We start from the raw sequence: 15,430 nt of genomic DNA, 5'->3' as shown, positions 1-15,430 counted from the left end.
CCTAGCTCTCTATAACCTGAGTATCCTAGCATTGTTCCCAGTATTATTACTACTAATACTATCCATAAAGGGTGTCTTTTTCCTTGATCTTTCCGAAAGTCCTTGACTTGTTTTAGTTTTTCTATTAAGCTCAACATATGTTTCAAAAGTTCGCGTTCACTTCTCATTTTACCTGACAGTGATCGCTTTTACTTTTGATATTCTCATGGGAGAATGAAACAGCCCTACCCCTAACCCCCCTTCAAAAGGTTTGATCCCCCCTAACCCCCCTTCAAAAGGGGGGAATAGTGAGGTACAAGGGGTTAAAGTTTGGCAATCTTCAGCAGAAGATCGAGAAAAATTGATTAATTTTATTAAAAATTATCGTGATGCTTACGAAAATAATAAAACCGAGTGGATTAATAATCTTAATGATTGTTTAAATCAACTATCAGAAATTCTCCACATTGATGAACTGTTAGAACTGATTCCTAAATCTTGCTCTCGTCTCATCCTAATTCCCCATTGGTTTTTACATATTATTCCCCTTCATTGTTTACCTTTAAACAATGGACAATTTCTCTATCAACGCTTTTCTAATGGTGTAGGATACGTTCCCAGTTGCCAACTCTTAAAACTGGTACAATTATCACAGAGAGAAAACTTCGAGCGTCTTTTTGCCATTAAAAACCCCACCAGAAAAGACCTACAACCTCTTTTAGGAGTAAATCTAGAAATTGAGAGAATTAGTCAAGGATTTGCCACTGAAAAAACCATTATTATTGGGGAATTAGAAGCATCAGAACAAACCCTAGAAAATCGTCGTCAAGAGTTACAAGAATCTCATTGTATTCACTTTTCTTGTCATGGTAAATTTGATGATGACTCCCCTAGAGACTCTGCTTTATTCTTAGCAGATCCAGAAGGTAATTTAGGAAAATCAGCTAACCTAACCCTAGCAGAAGTATTTGAAAAATTTGACTTAAGAGAATGCCGCTTAGTTACTTTTTCTGCTTGTGAAAGTGGTATAATTGAAAGTAAAGCTGATAGTATTAGTGATGAATATGTGGGTTTACCTAGTGGTTTTCTATTTGCAGGTAGTTCTAGTGTTGTTAGCACCCTTTGGACAGTAGATCCCCTAGCAACTACATTATTTATGACTAAATTTTATCACGCTCTTAAACGGATTTCTATCCAAGATCAAGGAAGTATTGCCATTGTTTTAAATAATACACAAACATGGTTAAGAACATTGAACAGTAAAAAATTAGCCAGAATTAAAAATAGTCAAAAATGCCAGCAATTACTCGATCGAGTCTTTGAGAATAAACGGGATAGAAGAAAATTCCAAGACTTATTAGAAGCTGCGGTTAAACGTGAACCCTATCCCTTTGCTAATCCCTATTATTGGACTGCATTTATCGCAACAGGGGTTTAAGAGTCAGAAGAATTAGGTAATGGGTACAATCTGGAGACGTAATCCAAGTACCTGTAAAATCCTAATAACTGTAGTAAACTCTGGATTACCTTCACTCAACAAAGCTTTGCAGAGATTTTCACTTCCTAACCCTGTTTCACTAGCAATATTTGTTATTCCTTTAGCGCGGGCAATATCACCTAATGCTGCTATTATTAAACTCGGATCACCATCTTCGAGAGCAGCTTCAAGATATGCCGCTATATCTTCTTTTGTTTGCAGATGATCTGCAGCATCCCAAGGATAGGTTTGGATAGTAGCCATGAATACCTCCTATAAGTTACGGGCTAAATCTAATGCTGTTTTGATGTCTCGTTCTTGAGTCTTTTTATCTCCTCCTGCCAAGAGGATAATCAAGGTCTTACCTTGTTGTATAAAATATACCCGATAGCCTGGACCATAATCAACTCGCAGTTCTGATACACCTTGTCCTACTGGCTTAACATCGCCCGGATTGCCCGTAGATAAACGACGAATACGAATGTCTATACGCGCTTTTGCTTGGCGATCTCGCAAACCACTAAACCACTCAGAATAAGTTTTAGTCTGGCGAATTTCAATCATGTCTTATCCGTTCAACCGTTTAAGAATCAGAACAATTTTGACAAAACTTATCCATTCCTTCCTCTGAAATATAAATAGCAACTGGAGTCGATAAAAGTCCTGCTACTCCCGGCGGACACATAAAACATCCTGCTATAATATCTGTTAAAGGGGGAATAAGTGCGGGTAAATATTTTTATCGCAAAGTTTCATACTTCGGTTGACAAATAGAATCACGACATTTATTAAGAACAATAGCAAACCAACGAAAATCAGCATTAACTTGTACCCCCTCAATACCGTTACGAGTGGCAATAGATTCAGCAGCATCCGCCAAATCTCCCTCCCATTCCTCAATCACATCAAGTGCAATTAAAGCGTTCTCATTGTCGGCAAATTCAATACGGTACTGAGCAATTTTTTCTGGTGTTAACTGCGTTGTGTCTGACATAATACCATCCTTATACTAAATCCTGTTATAATATATAGCGTTTCTGATTCACAAGAGGTACATTCCCGATCCTGAACAGCTTAATCAGCAAAGGTTTAAGTGTGCCGCACAGATGCGAGAACCGCTATAGCAGTATTCATCAGAATGAGGTATGGGCAAGGAGCTTAAACCCTTTGTTTGCAAAACTTGTCGATACCTCACTAACGTGAAAAGCGCTATAAAACGAGTCTAAGTACAGGACAAAAAGCTTGAAAAGTAGGCGGGAGTAGGGTTTTATGAGAAATAGAACCAATCTCCCAAACCATCTGAACCAGTATAGTGCCTTAAAGCAAGCCCTTCAACCCCGGCGGAGATTCGTTGCTTGTGTGGAGACCGTGAGTTTATTGGGCAGGCCTGGCTGAGGTATCTTTTGCTGGGAGGCTCTTCGCTTACCCGATAATTCTTTGCTCATCGTCATTGGACAGCCCGATGGTCCAGGTCTGATTGAGGATTATGCCCCGTGGGTTTTGTCTAGAATCTACTCACTTTACTGACCCAAAACGTCTGCGTAAGCTTTTAGCCTTACTGACTTTAGCTTTGGTCTGGTCTCTCAAGACAGGATTGGAGATACATCATCTTAATCCAATTCCGCTCAAGAAACATGGTCGCCGAGCAAAAAGCCTTTTTCGGCTAGGTTTAGACCACCTTCGTCATCTTATTCTCAATCCTTGATTACCTAACTTTTCTCTTTTTCTCCAGTCCTTACATTTTTTGTCCTGTACTTAGGGGAAATCTATCTTCAAGGGGTGGTTAACGATAATTTGGCACTCTTGCGGGTGGAGTCGGCAGCTCTGATCATGGATGGGGATGATTCACCAGAAATTATCACTCAGTTTTAACTAAATTGATCGGAAAAATAGGGATCATTCTAGCCTAATTTTTCTGCTAATTCTAACCAGCGATCGGTTAAATTATCAATTTTTTGACTCAATTGAGCTAATTCTTCGGTCAGAGCGGTTATTTTGGTAAAATCTTCCAGGGGTTCTCCATAAAGTACCTGTTCAATTTCGGCTTTTTTTGCTTCTAGCATAGGAATTTGTTTCTCGATATCTTCGTATTCTTTTTTCTCTTTAAAAGAGATTTTTTTATTGACAGGTGACGGAGAAGCTTTAACAGTTTTTGGGGTGACTTTTTTTTCTTTTGGTTCCTCCTCCTCTTTTTTCTGATCGAGATAAAGGGAATAATTACCCGGATATTGACGGATATTACCCCCAGTTTCAAAAGCAAAAATAGTATCAACTACTCGATCGAGAAAATAGCGATCATGGGAAACGACAATCACACAACCGTTAAAGTCCTCTAAATATTCTTCTAAAATTGCTAAAGTCTGCACATCGAGATCATTGGTGGGTTCATCTAAGATTAAAACATTAGGCGCACTCATCAACACTCGTAGTAAAAATAAGCGTCTTCTTTCTCCTCCAGAAAGTTTATAAATTGGTGCATACTGTTGAGCGGGAGGAAAGAGAAATTTTTCTAACATCTGGGAAGCGGTGATGACGCTACCGTCTAGGGTTTTGACTAATTCGGCTACACTTTTCAGATATTCGATCACTCTTTGATTTTCATTGATATTGAGATCATCGGATTGTTGATCGAAGTAACCAATATGAATAGTGGAACCGATGTCAACCGTGCCTGAATCGGGGAGAGTTTTCCCGGTAATAATGTCCATGAGAGTAGATTTTCCTACCCCGTTACTGCCAATAATACCGATGCGATCTTCGGGGGTAAAAATATAAGTAAAATCTTTAATTAAAGTGCGATCTCCGTAAGCTTTCGAGATATTTTCTACTTCAATAACTTTTTTGCCGATGCGTCTTCCTGCGGTGGCAATATCGACTTTTCCCTCCACCTGTTTAAATTCCTTATTCCCCATTGCTTGAATGCGATCTATCCGCGCTTTTTGTTTGGTACTGCGCGCTTTTGGTCCCCGGGATAACCATTCTAATTCCCGTCGTAAAACTCCCGCGTGTTTGCGTTGACTACTGGCGATCGATTCTTCCGCTAAAGCTTTTTTTTCTAGATAATAGGCATAATTACCGGCATAAGTAGATAAATCTCCCCGATCGATTTCAATGATGCGATTAGTCACTCGATCGAGAAAATAGCGATCATGAGTAATTAATAATAATCCTCCCCGAAAACGGGATAAATAACTCTGTAACCACTCCACGGAAAGCGCGTCTAAATGGTTGGTGGGTTCATCCATCAATAAACAGTCAGGATCGGCTAAAAGTGCGGTAGCGATGGCGATTCTTTTGCGATATCCCCCCGATAAATCTCCCACGCGAGCATTAAAATTATCGATACCCAGTTTACTTAAAATAACTTTAGCATTGGTTTCTAAATCCCAGGCGGCAAGTTGATCAATTTGTTGCGAAACCCTTGACAAACGTTCCATAATAGTATCCAGATTTTCTGGCTCATGGACAAGGCGATCGGACAATTCCTCGTATTCCTTGATTAAAGTCATACTTTCGCCACTGTCGGCGAAAACCTGCTCTAAAACCGTTTTATCGTCGTCTAGATCGGGTTGCTGGGGTAAATAGACGATTTTCATCCCCGAATTGATTTGAATTTCGCCACCATCGATCGCTTCTAATCCGGCGATCATTTTCAATAGGGTCGATTTTCCCGATCCATTCGTACCGATCAGGCCGACTTTATCGCGATCATCGAGACTAAAACTCGCATCTTTGAGAATTTCCTTGATACCGAAGTCTTTTTTGAGCGATCGAACCGTCAGCAGTGTCATGATTTCTGGGAATAATCCTTCTTTTCTATTGTAATGTCTAGACTAATGCAAGCGCTAGATTACGGCGTTTCTGATCAGTGGGAAATGTTCAGGCATCAAATAGGGTTGTCATACCTGAAATAAGCGCCTAGTAAAGTTTTTAGCACCTCGGTTGCAGAGAAAAGGTCAATCCCGACCAATCTTATAACTGTTTATGTGTGCCGATCTTTTGTACTAATGTAGTAGCAAACTCGGCTATTGAAGCGGGGAAGGGAAGGCTGCGAGGTGTAACCTATCCCTCTTCTGTTACTCTCGGGAACGGGAAAACAGAAATGACAAGTAAAAACGGATGACAACAGAGAATTTATCGATCGATTAAGTTGAGTATATAGAAAAGAAAAGTAATAAACCTCTTGCATAATTAATGTTTCAGGGTTCAAAAACGGCAAAAATAAGGATTAAATGGCATAAAATCTGTAAATAGATTATTTAATTGATTATTATTTATTCTTAATTCTCCTGACTACTGACTACTGGCTACTGACTCCTAACCCTAACAACAATTTTTGATTTTCACAAGAGGTCTAATGAATTAATCGAGGAGTAAAGAAAACACAGAGCCAAGCTTTTAAGCGATTCAAGTAACCGAAAAACTCGACCAATAATCGAATATTATTACTGAGTAATGTTTACTAATAACGGAAAAAGTATCCCGCTCCCTTCTCCCCATCACCCTATCACCCCATTTACCTATTTTACCAAAGCTGCTTTTTTGCGACCATAATAAACAGCAATAAAAGCGCTGACATACATCCATAAACTATAGACCATTGCGGGAATGGCTAGCTCGGGATTCTTTAATAAACCAGCAGTGATAGCAATAGCTAAAGTTCCGCTTTGAATACCCACTTCAATTGCGATACAAATTCTTTGGGGAATAGTTAATTGAAATAAACGACCACTGAAAAAGCCAATTAGGGAAGCAATCGTATTTAAAATGATCACTGCGATGCCAGTTTGAGCGATAAATAAAGGTAAACGTTGCCATTCTCTCAGGATTAATAAGCAGATAATAACCGCTAGAAAAATTACGGCCAAACGATTAGTTATCGGTTCCAGACTTTTGGCCAGTAAAGGGAAGTAATGGCGGATAGTCATACCGATAATCATCGGTAAAAGTATAATTAAAAATATCCGCGCCATAGTGGAAACAATGGGTAGGGATATGGCGGCACTTTCACCCATAAAATGCTGGAGAGTTAAAGTAGCTAAAAAAGGTATTGTGAAAATGGCGATGATGCTACTAAAAGCGGTTAAAGTAACAGAAAGGGCCACATCTCCCTTAGCTAAATAGGTTAAAACATTGGAGGAAGGACCGATGGGGCAAATGGCGACAATCATTAAACCGACGGCAATTTCTGGCCGGAGAGGCAAAAGAGAAACAATAATAAAGCCGACGATCGGTAGAATAATAATTTGATTGACTAAACCGATCAGGACTGCTTTGGGATAACGGGTGATACGCTGAAAATCGGCGAGAATTAATCCCAATCCCATGCCTAACATTAAAACGCCTAGGGCAACGGGTAAGAGGATATTAGTAAAAAAGTCGGCTTGCATGGGATAAAAGCGGAGAAGATGAGCTTATTTTCCCATAAATTGACTGGTTTATTCGTGTCCCTAGTTACCGATTTTGCTGACTAAAAAACCCCCAGTGTGCAGGGGAGATTAAATTGTAGGAGAAATCCAAACCTTGGGGATTTTAGTCCAGTTTCCCTTCCCGCTCTGGGATGATATCCCCGTCCTATTTCAGTTGCTTGGTGGCAACCATGGGATCACAGCTAGGGAACTGCTGATGCGACTGCCACTTTCGACATCAGCAATGCCTAGGGAATGTTGCCGCAGGACTTCCATCAAAAATAACGAGGGCAAATTTTCCTTCTAAATCCCGCAGTCCTTGAATTCCTTTCTGTTGATAAATTGCTAGGGCGATCGAGGTGGTAGATTTTTGGTGAACGATAGGTGAGTTTTTGCGGTGTTTTCCCTTCTAGATCGAGGGACAGTTTTTTGTCATCTAAGTTGTGTGTAAACATAGCAACCCTCCAGATCTCTACAGTTCTATTGTACCTTTATTCCTGGTTCGAGTGCCGGGGACTGTAATAATGTGTATTGTTCGTCAGAGAAGACTCAACCGTTGTTTGTTTTAAAGGTAGTCGCAAGTGTAAGCGGATTAATTTTCCTTAGCTTGTTGACCGATTCCCTCAGCACGATTACCGGTTTACTCTTTGCCTCTTTGTGCGATCGAGTTCGAGGATTTGTCTGGGGTAAAGTAATTGATAAAGTAGCTAATTTCCCCGATATCACTCTCTTTGATAATCTCGATAGATTGCCCTTAATTAAGTTAACGGAAAAAGGGTTAAATTCTCTAGAATAATTATCCTGAGAATTGGTCATTTTTGAGGAACCGACAGCCTCCCCTGCTGCTAATGCAGAATAGGAAATCTATCAATAGTAATTAGTCATCGATTAGCTCTTTGTCAAGGGGAACTGATGAGCAAACGAGGACAATATCACCTTATGTTTACCCGTCAAGCTAATAGTTATCAATAACCTGAGTTCCCGATTTTGCCGAGTAAAAAACCCCCAGTGTTCAACCGAGGTTAAATTGTAGGAGAAATCCAATCATGAGGATTAAACCTCTTGCATAATTAATTTTTGATGGTTCAAAAACGGCAAAAATAAGGATTAAATTGCATAAAATTTGTAAATAGACCATTTAATTGATTATTATTCATTCTTAATTCTCCTGACTACTGACTACTGACTACTGACTCCTAACCCTAACAACAATTTTTGATTTTTACAAGAGGTCTATTTTAGTCCAGTTTCCCTCTCTCGCTCCGGAGTGAGAGAATAGTCATACTTAGTTTTTTTGTCCCGATCGAGAGTATTTTCTGAGATAGATCATTGCCGATCTGGGGATAAAAAACCGTAATTTCGCCCGATATAACCTTTTATTTGCCCCTATGACTGTCAAAATCGCTCTTAACCCCAATCAGATTCAAAATCTCGATCTCTCATCCTTAGAGACTATTATTCAAGATTATCAGTCCCGATCAGCGATCGCCGAACTAGAACAAGCTCTACAATTAGAGATAGATTATCCTCGTGCGGAGGGTGATATGCGAGAATTATCGGAGATACCAGAAGTCAGGCTGTGGTTTTTGCGTTTAGATGCGGTTTATCCCTGGTTAATCTTTATTCTTGACCCAAAACAGGGAGAAATTGCCCGCTATGCTGCTATGTTGGTCCCCCATCAATTCCATCGCGGGGAAGGAATTCAATATAATCCCGAAGCTTTGGAGATTTTTGTGATGCAAAAACTCTTTATTTTGTCTGATTGGCTGAAAAGTCAGCAAATTCCTGCTTTATCTCGCTTAAAATTTTTCGCTCAACAGTTTGGTTACGATATCGATGAGGAATTTCTCTCTCGTCTCTAAAGACTCCCTGGGCTGACTAGATAAGGTATTTTTAATATATGGCAAGCTACTGTCTCGCCCAATTTAGCGCCACCAATACCCCTATCAGAGAATCATGGATACAAAATCCTTTAAACGCACCCTACAGCAATCGGATAACTATAACCGCAAGGGATTCGGTCACAAAGAGGAAGTAATGGATGCGATGACCAATGAGTATCAAAGCGACCTGATCCAAGAAATTCGTGAAAATAATTATCGTTTACAACGGGGTGACGTGACGATCTATCTCGCTCAAGCTTTTGGTTTTTGTTGGGGGGTAGAACGCGCGGTTGCTATGGCCTACGAAACTCGTCAACATTTTCCCCAGGAACGTCTCTGGATTACTAACGAAATTATTCACAATCCCTCGGTTAATCAGCGTCTGCGCTCCATGGCCGTGGGTTTTATTCCGGTGGAAAATGGCCAAAAAGACTTTACTGTGGTGGAATCGGGGGATGTGGTGATTTTACCCGCTTTTGGGGCTAGTGTCTCGGAAATGCAAATACTTAACGATAAGGGTTGCCTGATTGTGGACACCACTTGTCCCTGGGTTTCTAAGGTGTGGAATTCCGTGGAAAAACACAAAAAAAGCGACCACACTTCGATTATTCACGGCAAATATAATCACGAAGAAACGATCGCCACTAGCTCTTTTGCTGGCACTTATCTAATCGTTTTAAATTTGGATCAGGCTAATTATGTCGCTAATTATATTCTCCACGGTGGCGATAAAAATGAGTTCTTAGAGAAGTTTAAAAATGCTCATTCCCAGGGTTTCGATCCCGATCGCCATCTAGATTATATCGGTATTGCCAATCAAACCACGATGCTGAAAAGTGAAACGGAGGAAATTGGCAAACTCTTCGAGCATACTATGTTGAGAAAGTACGGACCGATCGATTTTAAAGATCATTTCATGAGTTTTAATACCATCTGTGATGCCACTCAAGAGCGTCAAGATGCCATGTTTGAACTGGTGAAAGAACCGCTTTCTTTAATGGTGGTAATTGGCGGTTATAATTCCTCTAATACCACTCACCTACAGGAAATAGCGATCGAGCGTGCTATTCCCTCCTATCATATCGATAGTGCCGAGCGCATTCTCCCCGGTAATCGCATCGAACATAAACCTTTAGGTGGTGATTTAATCATCACCGATAACTGGTTAAATGAGGGAAAAATTATCGTCGGAGTGACTTCCGGTGCTTCCACTCCCGATAAGGTGGTAGAAGAGGTAATCGAGAAAATTTTTGCTCTCAAATCTTCTTTAGTCCCTGGTTAATTAGCCTAGGTGTGTTAGCCTTTGGCAATGGCTGCATCTCATATCACAAATAGGAGATGCAGCCGATATTTTTATCGATAAGATTGCTCAGAAACTGACGACCACAATCTTGACATTGACGTTAGAACCGTTCGACTCTTCTCGTTGGGTGCATCTCACATTTGCAGAAATACCGACAATCAGCAATTATCAGTGACTTTTAAAGTATTACAGATATATCATACTAAATCCGTTAAGTAACGCACAGAAAACGGGTTTCTCGGAGAAACCCGTTTTCTACTCATGCAAAAGGCAAAACGGAGAATAAATAATCAGTTTTTAATAACTCGATTTAGTATCAGCAGCTGTCTTGGGGGGTAGAACCCCCCAAAAGCTTGGATTGAGTGATAAAATCGAAAGTAACGCCCGACTTTAGCCGAGAGTTTCCCCCTAAAAATCCCAACTTAGTAGATTTACAAAAATGAGATGCAGCCTTCTCGTTTCTGTCTGGAAGGAAGAGCCAATATTTTCCTAAAAACGGCGGGTTTTATCGATTCCGTAGAGGATTCCCGTCACCACGGAGGACAGAATTAATAACAAAATTAATCCTCCTGGTAAAAAAGATAATATTCCCATGCCGCGCAATACATAAACTAACACAGTCACCAATAGGAAACCGAAAAAAAGAGACTTTAAATAACTAGAATTTGAGCGCATTGACTTAGAGTAACAGTTCCTCTTGAGTTAAGTTTAACTTTTCGGCAATCATTGCCAGGATTTTTTCTTCCCTTTTTCCGTTACTGATAGATTCCAGTAACCGGCAATTGAGAATAATTTCTTCCCCGTTGGATAAGGTTAAAATAATCCGTCGGTAATTAGAACCCAAAAAGCCTTTGTAATCTTCTACCTTTGCCTCAACAATTATCTCTAGAAGATAATCACTTTCACTTCTAAAAGTTAAATGTTGTCGCTTACGGGTTAGGGTAGCGGTACCTTGATTAAAGATATAAATCTCCCAATAGCTGGCATCATAAAGTAACAATAGACCTGACAATAAGCATAACATACCCCAGAGATAGTAGCGATAATTATCGTTCTGTTCTAGCAGTGCTGACAAGGTATCTAGGGTACTTTTGGCAATAATTTCCTGAGCTTGATATCTATTCACAAAACTATCAAATCGAGTTTTAAAATCACTAGCTGACTGCACATCCCGAAAATTCTCAATGTAGAGATGGTTATTTCTTCCGACCAATAAAACCGTGTTATTAACAGTTTTTTCCTGCTCAACACTGATAAAAACTTCCTGATAGACAGCCGTAGCTTTAATGTGAGTTAAAGAAAAATTTTCCCGACTAGAAACAGGAAAATTATACTCTTGGACATATTGACAATCTATCCTTTTTGTACCTAACCGAATGCAGTCGAGATAAGCGCGCTGGAAATAAACCAAATATGCTAAAAACAGCAAGGGAAACCCAGCCAGAAAAAACGCCAGAAAAGGACGATATTTAGGAGCCTTATTCTCTAATAAGAGTGTAGTCAGCGTTTTTTGCTTAACTCGCATAGGAAACCCTACAGGTACTTTCCTCTAATTCTACTACAGGCTTTTTCGGCATTCTTCTCAGGATCGATTTATTTAATCTGCTGACCGGGAAAATTGTAATGATTATTCACGAAAATCTGACATCAGTCTCTAGACTGCCTCTATCTTGACCTTTTTTATCTGGGTTTGGCACGGTAAAACCCTGTTTATCGAGTTTTTGTAAAGCTTTGGCGATTTTTTGTTTATTGTTTGTATTTAAAGTAAATATATAAACAAAGTTGTTTATATAAATTTTTATCAATTTCAGAGACTTTATAAGCTCTAAAAAATTATTTATCTAATTTTTACGCTTTCAATCTCACTCTAGCTATAGCAGATAAAAATTGAGCCTCTTGCCAAGGGGTGGGGAGATGGTCAATAATTGCGATCGAAGCACTGATAAACAAACTCACCATTCAAGCGTACATTTAGGAGAACTTCCATGCCTTTAACACTCGCAGTCTACGGAAAAGGTGGCATCGGTAAATCGACAACAAGCTGTAATATTTCAGCTGCTTTAGCCAAAAGAGGCAAAAAAGTCCTACAAATAGGCTGTGACCCCAAGCATGATAGCACTTTCACCCTGACAGGCTTTCTTATTCCCACAATCATCGATACCCTACAAGAAAAAGATTTTCACTACGAAGACATCTGGCCCGAAGACGTTATCTATGACGGTTACGGTGGTGTCAAATGTGTGGAAGCGGGTGGACCCCCTGCCGGCGCCGGTTGTGGCGGTTACGTCGTCGGGGAAACGGTGAAATTATTAAAAGAATTGAACGCTTTTGATGAATTTGACGTGATTTTGTTCGATGTTTTGGGGGATGTGGTCTGTGGAGGATTTGCCGCACCCTTAAATTACGCCGATTACTGCATAATTGTCACAGATAACGGCTTTGATGCTCTTTTTGCCGCCAATCGCATCGCCGCTTCCGTCCGGGAAAAAGCGCGCACCCATCCCCTGCGACTAGCCGGATTAATTGGTAATCGCACCTCAAAACGCGATTTAATTAATAAATATGTGGATCATGTTCCCATGCCAGTGTTAGAAGTTTTACCCTTAATTGAAGATATTCGCGTCTCCAGAGTTAAAGGTCAAACTCTCTTTGAAATGGCCGACAAAGACCCGATGTTAAGTTACGTTTGTGACTATTATCTCAACATTGCCGATCAGATTTTAGCCAAACCAGAAGGAGTTATTCCCAAAGAATCTGCCGACCGGGAGTTATTCACTTTATTATCGGATTTCTATCTTAATGCCGATAAACCCAAAGTTAACGCCGAGGCAGAATTAGACCTGATGATGGTTTAATTCCGGGAAAAAATCTCGTCTGGTGGGTTAAGGAAAACCTGGCGGCTCTCTTATTCTTTGTGTGACAAGTTTAATTTATATAGGAGCGATCAATCTTTGTTTCCTTTGTGTCTTTGTGGTTCGTTGCACTCGGTCTCGCGTAGCGAGCGCGTTGCGACCGCCAGCAGGACTGTATCTTAGAATACATTTTACCCACCAAACCGAAAAGAGCCACCTGGCCTGGCCCACCCCCCAACTCGATGATGATAATTTTTCCCTCTTATTGGGAATTATAATAGAGAGAACATCATTATTCAGCCAAGGGGACAAAATGAGCAACTTTGAGTTTGAGGAATTAAAAGCAACCTTACCGAGGCAATGGTTAGATTACTACCAAAATAATCAAGCTTGGATTAAGTGTTTAATGAATTCTAGAGGTTCGTGGCGAAAAACTCCCGACGGTGGTAAACGTCCTAGTGCTGACATAATTGTAGCGGCAGCAACAGCTTTAGAACCTAAGTTATCAGTGTGGATGTATCCCTTTTGTCAACTTAGTTCCGATGGGGACAAACTGCTAGAAGTCTTAGGACTAAATTTTGATTCTGAAAAAAAGGAGTTGGAAAAATCGGAAAAAGAATTACTGAGTTCTAATTCGCACAATGAATATCTCAACGGATTCCGAGAAAAACAATTATCAGTCGAAAAAAACAAAGTAATTATTTTTGAGGAATTGCTAAAAATCTTACCAGATAAATGGTTAGATTACTACCAAAACAATCAATCTTGGATTAAGTCTTTAATGGATTCTAGAGACTGGTGGCGAAAAACATCAGACGGAGGTAAACGTCCGAATTTTTACATCATTATAGGTGCAATGACCGTTTTAGAATCTCAATTATCAGTGTGGATGTATCCCTTTTGTCAGCTTAATTCCGATGGAGACAAAATTCTAGAAGTTTTAGGATTAAATTTTGATCCTGAGAAGAAACAACTAGAAAAGAAAGAAAGAGCATTAAGTAATTCTGTCTGTCCTACTGAGGATCCTGTACTGCAAAAAATCCGCCAAGAGTTACAACGAGAAAACCTAAATAAACCAAGTTAAAGGAGACCCCAAAAACATGACCGCCATTCAAGAACCGAGCGCTTTACAATTTGATTGTGAAACCGGCAACTATCATACCTTTTGTCCGATTAGCTGTGTTGCTTGGTTATACCAGAAAATCGAAGATAGTTTCTTCCTTGTTATCGGCACAAAAACCTGTGGTTACTTCCTGCAAAATGCTATGGGTGTCATGATTTTTGCTGAACCACGTTATGCCATGGCTGAATTAGAAGAAGGGGATATTTCCGCTCAACTAAAAGACTACGAAGAATTAAAACGCCTCTGCTTACAAATTAAACGAGATAGAAACCCTAGCGTTATCGTTTTTATCGGTACTTGTACCACCGAAATTATCAAAATGGACTTGGAAGGATTAGCACCGAAACTAGAGTCAGAAATCGGTATTCCTATCGTGACAGCACGCGCTAATGGTTTAGATTATGCTTTTACCCAAGGAGAAGATACCGTCCTCGCTTCTATGGTGCATAAATGTCCCGAAAAAGTTAAGCATGAAGAGGAAAAAGAAGAACGGAATGCTATCCAGAAACTCTTAACTTTTGGACGTAAAAAAGAAGAAATTAAACAGGAAGAATCGGAATATAAAGACCATTCTCCTTTGGTTTTATTTGGTTCTGTTCCCGACCCAATTGTGACTAATTTAACCCTAGAATTAAAAAAACAAGGAGTTAAAATTGATGGTTGGTTGCCGGCCAAACGCTTTACTGAATTACCAGTAATTGAAGAAGGTTATTATGTCGCTGGTGTCAATCCTTTTCTATCACGAACTGCCACCACTTTAATGCGTCGTCGTAAGTGTAAATTAATTGGCGCACCCTTTCCCATCGGTCCAGATGGAACCCGCGCTTGGATAGAAAAAATCTGTTCGGTTTTGGGAGTACAACCCCAAGGATTAGAAGAAAGAGAGGCAAAAATTTGGGAAAGTTTAGAGGATTATCTGCAACTTGTGCGCGGTAAATCAGTCTTCTTTATGGGGGATAATTTACTAGAAATTTCTCTGGCACGTTTCCTAATTCGCTGCGGGATGACTTGCGATGAAATCGGTATTCCCTACATGGATAAACGCTACCAAGCGGCCGAATTAGCATTACTAGAAAAAACCTGTAATGATATGGGTGTTCCCATCCCGAAAATTATCGAAAAACCTGATAACTACAATCAGATTCAGCGCATTTACGAGTTAAAACCCGATTTAGTGATTACGGGAATGGCCCATGCAAATCCCTTAGAAGCGCGGGGAATTAACACTAAATGGTCGGTAGAATTTACTTTTGCTCAAATCCACGGTTTTACCAATGCGCGAGATATTTTAGAGTTAGCTACTCGTCCCCTGCGTCGCAACAATAACCTCAAGGAATTGGGTTGGGATAAGTTAGTTAAAGAGTCAGCAAAAGTGTAAATTTGTTTTCAAAAGGCTACAATCATC

The 15,430-nt window shown here is 40.0% G+C and carries 15 protein-coding genes and 2 pseudogenes; 8 read left to right on the top strand and 9 right to left on the bottom strand.

The features are described 5' to 3' along the window. On the bottom strand, positions 1-137 hold a 137-nt coding region (locus H6F92_RS21770; RefSeq protein ID WP_190357953.1), incomplete at its 3' end, for a transposase family protein. Positions 138-340: 203 nt separating this feature from the next. On the opposite strand from H6F92_RS21770, the gene H6F92_RS21765 reads away from it, so the two are divergent. Beyond that, positions 341-1,417 carry a CHAT domain-containing protein gene (locus H6F92_RS21765; RefSeq protein ID WP_242030231.1) on the top strand — a complete coding sequence of 359 codons (1,077 nt, stop codon included), beginning with the start codon at positions 341-343 and terminating at the stop codon, positions 1,415-1,417. A 12-nt stretch (positions 1,418-1,429) separates the two neighbouring features. Here H6F92_RS21765 and H6F92_RS21760 read toward each other — a convergent pair whose 3' ends face one another. The 3 genes and pseudogenes from H6F92_RS21760 to H6F92_RS21750 form a co-directional block, all read right to left on the bottom strand. After that, entirely contained in the window at positions 1,430-1,720 is a 291-nt protein-coding gene (locus tag H6F92_RS21760; RefSeq protein ID WP_190359454.1) for an addiction module antidote protein, read from the bottom strand. A 9-nt stretch (positions 1,721-1,729) separates the two neighbouring features. Beyond that, the gene (locus H6F92_RS21755) at positions 1,730-2,020 is read right to left on the bottom strand and encodes a type II toxin-antitoxin system RelE/ParE family toxin (protein WP_002786284.1); all 291 of its coding nucleotides are present in this window, start codon (positions 2,018-2,020) and stop codon (positions 1,730-1,732) included. A gap of 19 nt (positions 2,021-2,039) precedes the next feature. Further along, positions 2,040-2,450: pseudogene (locus H6F92_RS21750) on the bottom strand (hypothetical protein). Positions 2,451-2,799: 349 nt separating this feature from the next. Between H6F92_RS21750 and H6F92_RS21745 the strand changes: the two are divergent. Further along, positions 2,800-3,161, top strand: a pseudogene (locus H6F92_RS21745) (IS4 family transposase); the annotation flags it as partial. A gap of 196 nt (positions 3,162-3,357) precedes the next feature. Here the strand turns inward: H6F92_RS21745 and H6F92_RS21740 are convergent. The 3 genes from H6F92_RS21740 to H6F92_RS21730 all read right to left on the bottom strand — a co-directional run bounded on the left by H6F92_RS21740 (position 3,358) and on the right by H6F92_RS21730 (position 7,319). After that, entirely contained in the window at positions 3,358-5,247 is a 1,890-nt protein-coding gene (locus H6F92_RS21740) for an ABC-F family ATP-binding cassette domain-containing protein (RefSeq protein ID WP_190359453.1), read from the bottom strand. A gap of 729 nt (positions 5,248-5,976) precedes the next feature. After that, positions 5,977-6,846, bottom strand: coding sequence for a bile acid:sodium symporter family protein (locus H6F92_RS21735; protein WP_190359452.1), 870 nt, complete (start codon positions 6,844-6,846; stop codon positions 5,977-5,979). Between the two features lie 293 nt (positions 6,847-7,139). Next, the gene (locus H6F92_RS21730) at positions 7,140-7,319 is read right to left on the bottom strand and encodes a hypothetical protein (RefSeq protein WP_190359451.1); all 180 of its coding nucleotides are present in this window, start codon (positions 7,317-7,319) and stop codon (positions 7,140-7,142) included. A 152-nt stretch (positions 7,320-7,471) separates the two neighbouring features. Between H6F92_RS21730 and H6F92_RS21725 the strand changes: the two genes are divergently transcribed. From H6F92_RS21725 to H6F92_RS21715, 3 genes are all read left to right on the top strand, one after another. Next, complete coding sequence (locus H6F92_RS21725; RefSeq protein ID WP_242030230.1) at positions 7,472-7,660, top strand: hypothetical protein; 189 nt, start codon at positions 7,472-7,474, stop codon at positions 7,658-7,660. A gap of 592 nt (positions 7,661-8,252) precedes the next feature. Then, positions 8,253-8,726, top strand: a complete 474-nt coding sequence (locus H6F92_RS21720) for a CRR6 family NdhI maturation factor (protein WP_190359449.1) — start codon at positions 8,253-8,255, stop codon at positions 8,724-8,726. 94 nt (positions 8,727-8,820) lie between these two features. Further along, positions 8,821-10,029 (top strand): 4-hydroxy-3-methylbut-2-enyl diphosphate reductase, encoded by a 1,209-nt coding sequence (locus tag H6F92_RS21715; RefSeq protein WP_190359448.1) that lies wholly within the window; start codon positions 8,821-8,823, stop codon positions 10,027-10,029. A 510-nt stretch (positions 10,030-10,539) separates the two neighbouring features. Here the strand turns inward: H6F92_RS21715 and H6F92_RS21710 are convergent. Both H6F92_RS21710 and H6F92_RS21705 read right to left on the bottom strand, forming a co-directional pair. Beyond that, positions 10,540-10,725, bottom strand: coding sequence for a hypothetical protein (locus H6F92_RS21710; RefSeq protein ID WP_002766362.1), 186 nt, complete (start codon positions 10,723-10,725; stop codon positions 10,540-10,542). 4 nt (positions 10,726-10,729) lie between these two features. Beyond that, positions 10,730-11,575: a hypothetical protein gene (locus H6F92_RS21705; RefSeq protein ID WP_190359447.1), complete on the bottom strand. Its 846-nt coding sequence runs from the start codon at positions 11,573-11,575 to the stop codon at positions 10,730-10,732. Between the two features lie 460 nt (positions 11,576-12,035). Between H6F92_RS21705 and bchL the strand changes: the two genes are divergently transcribed. The 3 genes from bchL to H6F92_RS21690 all read left to right on the top strand — a co-directional run bounded on the left by bchL (position 12,036) and on the right by H6F92_RS21690 (position 15,403). Then, entirely contained in the window at positions 12,036-12,905 is an 870-nt protein-coding gene (bchL, locus tag H6F92_RS21700) for a ferredoxin:protochlorophyllide reductase (ATP-dependent) iron-sulfur ATP-binding protein (RefSeq protein WP_002773281.1), read from the top strand. 310 nt (positions 12,906-13,215) lie between these two features. Then, entirely contained in the window at positions 13,216-13,986 is a 771-nt protein-coding gene (locus H6F92_RS21695) for a DUF5331 domain-containing protein (RefSeq protein WP_190359446.1), read from the top strand. Positions 13,987-14,002: 16 nt separating this feature from the next. After that, positions 14,003-15,403 carry a ferredoxin:protochlorophyllide reductase (ATP-dependent) subunit N gene (locus tag H6F92_RS21690; RefSeq protein WP_190359445.1) on the top strand — a complete coding sequence of 467 codons (1,401 nt, stop codon included), beginning with the start codon at positions 14,003-14,005 and terminating at the stop codon, positions 15,401-15,403. Positions 15,404-15,430: the final 27 nt, after the last annotated feature.

Origin of the sequence: Microcystis wesenbergii FACHB-1317 (assembly GCF_014696875.1) — a bacterium.
Taxonomy (GTDB): Bacteria; Cyanobacteriota; Cyanobacteriia; order Cyanobacteriales; family Microcystaceae; genus Microcystis; species Microcystis wesenbergii_A.
The sequence above is the reverse complement of the archived record's forward strand: the minus strand, read 5'-3'. Positions and strand labels throughout refer to the sequence as shown.

Coding starts and splice junctions, on each gene's coding strand:
- H6F92_RS21720 (WP_190359449.1), top strand. CDS start 8,253: ATGACTGTCAAAATCGCTCTTAACCCCAATCAGATTCAAAATCTCGAT.
- H6F92_RS21755 (WP_002786284.1), bottom strand. CDS start 2,020: ATGATTGAAATTCGCCAGACTAAAACTTATTCTGAGTGGTTTAGTGGT.
- H6F92_RS21760 (WP_190359454.1), bottom strand. CDS start 1,720: ATGGCTACTATCCAAACCTATCCTTGGGATGCTGCAGATCATCTGCAA.
- H6F92_RS21715 (WP_190359448.1), top strand. CDS start 8,821: ATGGATACAAAATCCTTTAAACGCACCCTACAGCAATCGGATAACTAT.
- H6F92_RS21710 (WP_002766362.1), bottom strand. CDS start 10,725: ATGCGCTCAAATTCTAGTTATTTAAAGTCTCTTTTTTTCGGTTTCCTA.
- H6F92_RS21690 (WP_190359445.1), top strand. CDS start 14,003: ATGACCGCCATTCAAGAACCGAGCGCTTTACAATTTGATTGTGAAACC.
- bchL (WP_002773281.1), top strand. CDS start 12,036: ATGCCTTTAACACTCGCAGTCTACGGAAAAGGTGGCATCGGTAAATCG.
- H6F92_RS21740 (WP_190359453.1), bottom strand. CDS start 5,247: ATGACACTGCTGACGGTTCGATCGCTCAAAAAAGACTTCGGTATCAAG.
- H6F92_RS21695 (WP_190359446.1), top strand. CDS start 13,216: ATGAGCAACTTTGAGTTTGAGGAATTAAAAGCAACCTTACCGAGGCAA.
- H6F92_RS21705 (WP_190359447.1), bottom strand. CDS start 11,575: ATGCGAGTTAAGCAAAAAACGCTGACTACACTCTTATTAGAGAATAAG.
- H6F92_RS21730 (WP_190359451.1), bottom strand. CDS start 7,319: ATGTTTACACACAACTTAGATGACAAAAAACTGTCCCTCGATCTAGAA.
- H6F92_RS21735 (WP_190359452.1), bottom strand. CDS start 6,846: ATGCAAGCCGACTTTTTTACTAATATCCTCTTACCCGTTGCCCTAGGC.